This window comes from bacterium (assembly GCA_021158245.1).
Taxonomy (GTDB): Bacteria; Zhuqueibacterota; QNDG01; order QNDG01; family QNDG01; genus QNDG01.
Window position 1 is genome coordinate 1 of the sequence record JAGGVB010000067.1, and the last position, 8,374, is coordinate 8,374.

The window sequence follows — 8,374 nt, forward strand, 5'->3', positions numbered from 1 at the left end:
CGGGGAATATCATTCTTGCTGCTGAGTTGTTCTGCAGCGTTAAAGGTCTCGTCATGTATTGATCCGAATAAACTGTCATATTTATCCGGCCAGGAGTCCTTTAATGTTTCATTTATTCTCTTGGTTACAAATTTTGAGATTGAAATATTTTCAATTTTTGCTGCCAGTTCAATTTTTTTTAGAGTATTTTCGTCAATGTACAAGGATAATTGAGCCATATCCGCCTCCCTATCTAATATACTATATAATATACTTGTCTTTTAATGAATTGTCAATATTTTTCTGCAGTCTAACACATTTTATAATACAAATCTATTTCAGAAATAAATGCACGCACTGCGATAAATAGCGGTACGCCGGTTAATTCCTGATGAACGTCAATTTTTTAGAGCTGTTTTTCCCTGCTGATGAAAGCCTGCAGATGTAAATACCGGAACCAACCGGAACCCCGTTTTTGTCCATTCCGTCCCATACTTTTGTATTATAACCTTCTGAAATCCCTCTGAATGAAAAGTTTTTAACTATACGGCCTCTTATGTTAAAAATGGAAAGTTCTGCATCGCCTTTTCGGGGCATGTAAAATAAAATTACTGCATTCTGATGAACGGGATTAGGAGTAACTGCAATAATTCTGGAGTTTTCCTGATGATTCTCTGTTCCTGACTGCATAACAAGAAGTTCTTTTGTAAAGGGAATTATATTTCTCCCTGCTGCTGCAAGCAGCGCTTTTCCCTGTTTAAGTGTCCCGTCTTTTATATGCATGAGCGCAGATCCGTAATTGTCTGTTACTGCCCTTGCAATGAATTTTTTACCCTGGAAAAGAGTGAACGAGATTCCTGAAGGATTTTCCAATTTTGATACAACAGACACCTGAAAAACCGTATCGTCTGCAGCAAGGCCTTTATTAACAGCACTGCCTGAAACAGGCTCGTCTGTCCACATTCTTACTGCAGGGTCTCCCAGAACATTACAGTCATAAAAACACCACCTCAATGCGCCTTGCTCCCATTGGCCAGGAGCAGTTACCCATGGAGCAGACGCTCTTTTTGACTGGGCATGAGCTGCACCTAAAAACTCGAGAGAATCTCCGTAAAGAGCGTTTAAAAACTCCCGTTCAATGTGAGTGGAGGGCCCCTCTGTCTGGCCTTCGTTAAACCAGCCGTAACGGGAATTGCCGATGTATGCAAAAGCAAAAGTTTTGATAAGTACCATTTTTTCAGCAATAGATACATCCTTATCAAATGCTGCTGAATAACATCCGTTGGAGTAGAGGTAAGTAAAATTTCTGTCTTTACCGTTAAGAAGGTGAAATGCATCCTCCTTAACGTCTAATGTAGACATCCGCAGGTTGTAAGAAGAATTGGAATGCCCGGAGTGATGAATTCCTGCACTACCGCTGTTGATTTTTTGTATAAGATCTTCTTTAGTCCATGAAATATTTTTGTCGTACAGTTTGACAAAGTTGAAATCTTCGGGAATACCTGTTGTTGAGTAGTTGTTGTCATCGTGAAATCCTATTAAAAGCTCAAGATAGTCAGCGCCAAAGGTAAGAGGGTCGCTCCAGAGTTTTTCTCCTGCAAGAATAAAAGTTCTCTGCTCTCCGGGAACAGGACTTTCCTGATAACTTATTGTCTTGTCTGTAAGATATCTAAGTTCTGTAAATGAGTTTACAGGGAAGCGTGCAGCAGAGAGCTCCGGTAAAAGGTCATCTTCTCCGATCTCTCCCCATTTGTCATTAGAGTCGGAGTTCCAGGTTCCGTCAAGAGCGGAAAAGTAGAGGTCGGAAGGTATGTCAGAGCTTTCATATATCTCATCGGATTTAACCTTGCAGTAAAACCCCCTGTACGGTACAATGTCAGTGTCTCCCCCGAGCAGTACGTGCTTGATATTATGATTTTCATATTCATGAATTATGAAATTTCGGATCTGCTCCTGAAGGTCCACACCTGCAAAGCCGGCTCTAATTGAATCAAGAGTAACAATTCTGCTTGCCAGCCCTCTTTTAAGATAAGAATCAGTCAGTGTTTTAAATGAATCAGCAAATGCAGATGAAGTCACGACAAGTACATCGTATTCGTCCTCGTATGAGGATTGGACTGATCTGTACACAGCAGCTTCTTCAGGATTATCGGAGAGCTGCCTGATCTGACGCAGAATTTCTTTTGTTGCATGAATCTTTCTGACAGGATAATCCGGCCGTGCGCCAGGCCTTGTAAAAACCCTGACTGACACATCTTTATAATAGCTTGCCGTACCTGCAGAAGGATTGTAATTCACAGGAGTAAATGCAGTAATAACAAATCCGAATCCGTGAAGAAATGCTGTAGAGAAATGTTCAAAGGGCTTTTCGGGATATTTACTCAGTGTGTAAACGGATTCTTTTTTATAAAATTTACGATCCTGCTGCTTGTCATAGGGCCTGCTCGGCTGAGCCGGATAGATTGTAAAAGAGCCCCTGATATCCTCTTTTCCTTTTCCTGTTATTTCAATTTTTTCAGCCTCTTGTCCCGGAGGAATAAGCAGAAAGACAGAGCGGTAGGGGAGCGAAGGCTCGCCTTTTTTGCCTGTAATCATAGTTCCGGGGAAAGATAAGGTGTAAAAGCCGTTTTCTTTTGTTATTTCAGGATGGGAAAAATGATAATTTTTTTCAATAACTCCTGCATGGAGAGACTGGGAAATAAAAAACCATGTTATAAGGATATAGAGAGAGTTCTTCATTGTTTCCTCCGAAAAGAGTTCATGTTTTTTGTTTTTTCTTTTTTGCAGCAGGGAAAAGTATGTTGTTAAGAATAAGGCGGTACCCGGGGGAGTTTTTATGAAGTTCCAGGTCAGTTGGCGGATCTCCCACATAATGTTCGTAATCTTCAGGATCGTGCCCTCCGAGGAATGTAAACGAGCCTTTGCCGAGATTCCCGTGGATGTATTTGACTTCGTCAGTATCTTCCCTTCTTGCCATGATTACAACAGAATTTTTAATCTTATCAGCGTGAAAACCTGTTGTCTGTCCCATAAAATTATGAATCACAGATACATGATCCTGAGTGAGCATAGTGGGTACAGGATCAAATTTAGCAGAAAATTCAAAGAGGGTAAAGTAGTTGTCTCTGCCTGACAAAGGAGATATTCTGCCGGACGGAGATGTGTCAATATCTGAAAATTCGTAGACAGAAGGATCAGTGTACAAAGTGAAATTTTTAAATGCAAGACATTGTGAGAAATCCAGTTTGCTTTTCCATTCAGGATCCACAGGGTCTCCGTCAAACACTGATTCGCAGATATCAGTATTCTGAGCTGCAAGTTCTATGTCATAAGAATCTGTTGCAGAGCACATTGCAAAGAGAAACCCGCCCCTTGCAACATAGTCTTTAATTGCCAAAGCAACTGCAAGTTTAAGCTTTGATACCTTTTTAAAACCCAGCCTGTGGGCAATCTGCTCGTAAAGAAGCTGCTGTTTCCTGTACCATACGGCATTGTGATATGTCGCATAGAATTTTCCGTACTGGCCTGTAAAGTCCTCGTGGTGAAGATGGAGCCAGTCATAAGAGGAGAGGCCTCCCTGCAGAACCTCCTTATCCCATAAAGTTTTATAAGGAATTTCAGCATAGGTCAGAACAAGAGTAACCGCATCATCCCACGGCTGTTTGTTGGGCGGTGTATAAACTGCAATTTTAGGGGCTTTTTCGAGAAGTACAACTTCCATGTTGCTCTTCTTAATTTTGGAATAAATTTCTGCTGCTTCCTGTAAAGATTTTATTTCATACCTTACGCCTTTTATTCTGCATTCCCGGATTATATCATTATTAGCATCTAATAAGAAAGAGCCGCCGCGGAAATTTAAAAGCCATTCCACATTGATTTCCTGTGACAGAGCACTGTATGCAACTCCGTAACTTTTAAGATGATCTGTCTGGGAGAGATCCATGGGAATAAGAAGCTTTTGTGCAAAAAGGATTTCTGCTGATAACAAAATGAGTATGAAAATTTTTGTTAAATACTTCATCTCAACTTCTCCTTAAGCTCCCTTAAACGTTCTCTTACGTTGCCTGCAAGAAGGCTATAAGGAAAGGTTTCAAGGAAATCCTCGTACTGTTTTACTGCTGCTTCTGTTTTACCGGATTTTTCTAAGAACGCACCGGTTTTTTCCGCTGCTTTTTCATCAAAGCCGGTACCGGAAAATCGTTTTCTTAAAAGGGAAAGAGTCTTGATGGCAGGTTTAATTTTACCCTGCTTGAAGAGAATATCGCTTTTTAAAATCATTCCGCGGGCTGTAACTTTGTTTTCAGGCCATGATGAGATAAGAGAATCAAGGGAGCTTACAGCTTTTGAATATTCTCTTTTAAAATTAAGAAATTCGGCACGGCTGAGAACTGCAGTCTGTTCAGGGTTCTTTTTATAATTTTCCGAAAGAAAGATGTAGAGTTCAAGGCCGTCATTAAGTCTCGGATTCTGAAGCCCGTCAGGGGATATCGGTTTTGTTGTAAATTCTTTTAAAATTTTAAGACTCTCTTTGGCGTGTCCCTGAAAAAACAGAGTTCTTCCGAGGAGATATGTACATCTAACCCATAATTTATCGTATTTTAAATATTTTTTCCGCAGTTTTTTAAATGCCTCTTCAGCTTTTTTAAAATTGCCGAGAGACAGCTCACACTCTCCAAGATAAAGACGAGCGTCTGCTGTTTCTCTTGAGCGGGGATAGTACACAATAAGTCTATTAAAGGCCTCTTTTGCCTTTTGCGGATCATTGAGTTTTTCCATTAAAATTTTTCCCTTCCGTAGAAGGGAGACCGATGCATAAACAGATTTTGGAAACTTGTTTGCAATCTTATTGTACTTTAACGCGGATTTTTCATTTTCTTTAGCGGCCTCAAGGCATTTTGCTTCAAGAAAAATAATTTTTATCATTTCATGAGAATCAGGGAATCGTTTTTCAATATCAGTTAAAAGAGAGAACGCTCTTTTATACTCTTCTCTGGAATAGAGTTTTTGTGCAAGGGAGTACAGCATTTTCACTCCGCCCTGCTTTTCAGTTTTTGCAATCATCCATTCGGTTTTAACTGCTTTGTCATAGAGGCCTGCTTTTATGTACAGAGATACAAGGTACTTTTTCAGCGCACTATTTTCCGGATGCTTTCCCGCTGCTTTTTCACTCTGTTTGATAAGGGGGTTAAGAGCGCTGGAAACGGAAGGTATCCGGTCAATACGGGACTGAACAAAAGGCAGAAAATCAGGATATGAAACAAGTAAGAGTGACAGCTCTTTTCCGGCTTTGGAAAAGCTGAGCTGCGAAATGTAAAGATCTGCGATGCTGAGAGAAAATATATCCGGCCGGCCTGTTTTTTTCTTTGCTTTTTCAAATACTTCAACTGCTTTGTCAAAAAGCCTTTCCCTGATCATGCTTCCCGCAACAATCTGATATGTATAAATACTTCGGGAAGCCCTGTCTATAATGCTGTTCCATACATCAAAGGCTTTTTGATGCTCTCCTTTTTTATACAAAACAGAAGCAAGAGAAGATCTCAGAGAAATGTCATCAGGGAAGAAAACGAGCCGTTCTCTTATCAATTTTTCTGCTGTTCCGTACTGCCCTGTTTTCAGGCAGAGGTTTTTATAATAAACAAAAATTCTTCCGTTTTTCGGGTGCTGTTTGTGCATGTTTTTGTATTTATTCAGAGCCTGGGAATAGTACCCTGTGTTTTCAAGAGCTTTAATCCTGTTCAGTCTTACATAGACAGAATCCTGTTCTGCTTGAAAAGAGAGGAGAAAACAGGATGCAAAAATAGCGGAGAACAGGTATAATTTATTGTTTTTCAGAATCAATTATTATCCTCCTGCCGCAGCATAATCGCTTTAAGATACTCTTTTATAAGTTTTATGTACTCTTCGGAATACTGTTCCTTTGCACTGCTGATTATATCCTGCCTTAATTTATCATCATTTCTTAAAGTCTGCAAGTTCAATTTTCCGGGACTCTTTCTGATAAAATCTTTACCGCTGTATGACTGTCTTCGTCTTGAAAAATCCTGCCTGTGAATGGACTTCTGTGCATCAAGAAGCCTTGACAGAATACGCTCCTGGCGCATCCTTGTCTCCGGCCCTGCAGATCCGTTTTTCAGGTCATCTGCAACTTTTTTCATATCATCACTGATCCTGTCGAGGCTTCCGAGAACATCTGATCTATTCCGCAGCTCTTCTGCTATCTGTTCTGCAATTTTCTGCAGAGCAGATTGTTTTTGGGCGAGGCGGGACATTGCAGCCTGCTGCTGTAATGTCAATTTTCCTCTGTTTAAAAGATCGGATGTTGCACGGTTTATTGCAGACTGCTGCTCACCGAGTGATTCTAACTGCTGCATAAAATCATCAAGGCTTGATCCGGACTCTCCTCCGCTGCTGTTCATTCTGCCGGAAGACTGCTGAAGGCTGATTACAGCTTTATTAAGAGAGGCAACTGCTCTTTTCTGGCTTGCTTTCATCATATTCAGATTTCCCTGCTGAAGAAAAGAGAGGGCTTTGTTCATATCAGAGCGTGCCTGGCTTAAAGATTTTGTGATGTTCGCAGATACTGCGAAGGTTTTTCTTGAAATCTGCTTCAGAGAATCTGTAAGCTGCCTGAGTCCTGAAAGAATAGAGAGCTGATTGCCTGCATAACTTCTTTCGGATTTTTTACCTGATGACAGCTCTTCCTGCATTTGTGACAGAGTCAGGAGATTTCGGGATGCCCTTTTCATTGCATCTGCAAGCTGTTTCTGCCTGTACCTCTTAAGGGATTTTCTTGCCTGTTTGAGCATGGAGGAGAGATTCTGCATGGATTTTTCACTTGCTTTTCCAAGAGACAGGGATTTTGGACGCTGTTTTTCTGCCATGGATTTTTTCATGGCGTCCAGCTTTTCGGAAAGTTTGTTCCTCTCCATAAATGAAGATGCTTTGGACAGGGAATCAGATGCCTGGGGATGAGATTTTTTAAGAGAATCAGCAGCCTTATCAATCTCCTGTTTAAGGCTTTCCGTATCTTTTGATATATGCTCTTCTCTTTTTACGAGATTGTTAAGGGGTGTATTTTTTTCAATACTTTGATTAACTGATTTCTGGCGATTCTCTATATCCTCGGATAATTTGATTAATGACTCTATCTTCTGCTCTGCACGGATTTCTTTCAAAAGGGATATTGTCCTGTCTATTGCAGCCTCAAAGTTTTTCTGAGCCTTCTGAAAATCCTCCATAGATATTTCATTTATATTAGATTGATCAGCGGTTTTGGAGAGTTTTTCAAGTGCTTTTTTCAGTTCAGGAGATGATATTTCATTAAACAGCTTGTTCAGTTCCTCGTATTTCTTAATTGTTTCTCTGCTTAAGAGTTTCTGTTTTTCCAGCTCCTGAGAAAGGGCTTCTATCTTTCTGCTTATATCTTCCACTTTATCCGATGCCTGCTTTTGTTTTTCATAAATATCCTTTATCTGCTGCTTTTGTTCCCATGAAAGCGATTTTTTTGCCTTAAGTTCATTTGACAGCGCTGAAAGGTTTTCCGAAGTCTCTTTTGATTTTTCAAAAACAGATTTTAATGTATCTGAAAAACCGGATTCCTTCTGTTCTGCAGAGGCAAAAATTTCAAACATTGAGGGAAACCGTGCGGCATATTTTCTGCTGACTGATTTTTTCGGGCCTTTTACAGCATCATTATCATACACTTCAAGAAAGTATGAAACAACATCGCCCGGGAAAAGGTTCAGGCTGTCGAGATCCCATGACAGGGTCTTAAGGATATGTTTTTGGCTTTTTCTGCCTAAGGGGAGATTTATGAAAGCGAAGCGGGTTGAATCACCGGATTCGGCTGATGAGAAAACCCTGTATTTAAGCCTGCACTTGGAGATTCCAAAATCATCTTCTCCTTCTGCTTTCAGATATATATGCATTGATTCATCCAGATCAATATCTTTTCCCGGCGAAATAATACGGGCCAGAGGGTAAATATCTTCCTTTACATTAATCTCATAAGTGATCGGATTAAGATTTTTAATGCCTTCCGTATCCTGAACTGAAATAAAGTAACTGTCATTTTTGATGACCTTAAAAGAACGCGAAGCTTTTATTTTATCTCTTATTTCCATAGGCTTTGTACTGCCTGACGAAAATACAATTCCGGCATTTTGCAGTTCCTTAGATGATAAGATATCAACAATTGCGGAAGTTCCGTAAACAGCAGTAAATGAACCGGAGTTATCTTCAAGAACCTGAGATTCAAGCCCTGTGTAAGCCGGAGGCACAAGCTTGACTTTAAGATTGCGAACAACAGGGCGTTTTTTTACAGAGATAGTGTACGTGCCTGATTTTACACGCCCTGCCTCAAAAAAGTACTTTGTGTTTCTGCTGATTGAAAAAA

General features: G+C 40.3%; 5 protein-coding genes. All 5 read right to left on the reverse strand.

Features of this window, described 5'->3' with window-relative positions; translation table 11 throughout:
• On the reverse strand, positions 1-218 hold a 218-nt coding region (locus tag J7K93_04290; protein ID MCD6116213.1), incomplete at its 3' end, for a hypothetical protein.
• Positions 219-360: 142 nt separating this feature from the next.
• Positions 361-2,718, reverse strand: coding sequence for a T9SS type A sorting domain-containing protein (locus tag J7K93_04295; protein ID MCD6116214.1), 2,358 nt, complete (start codon positions 2,716-2,718; stop codon positions 361-363).
• Positions 2,719-2,737: 19 nt separating this feature from the next.
• Positions 2,738-4,000, reverse strand: a complete 1,263-nt coding sequence (locus J7K93_04300; protein MCD6116215.1) for an asparagine synthetase B — start codon at positions 3,998-4,000, stop codon at positions 2,738-2,740.
• On the reverse strand, positions 3,997-5,817 hold the full coding sequence (locus J7K93_04305) for a tetratricopeptide repeat protein (GenBank protein MCD6116216.1): 1,821 nt from the start codon (positions 5,815-5,817) through the stop codon (positions 3,997-3,999). Before J7K93_04305 ends, J7K93_04300 begins: the two co-directional genes overlap by 4 nt.
• A partial coding sequence (locus J7K93_04310; GenBank protein MCD6116217.1) for a hypothetical protein occupies positions 5,814-8,374 on the reverse strand: 2,561 nt, incomplete at its 5' end. The genes J7K93_04310 and J7K93_04305, both read right to left, overlap by 4 nt.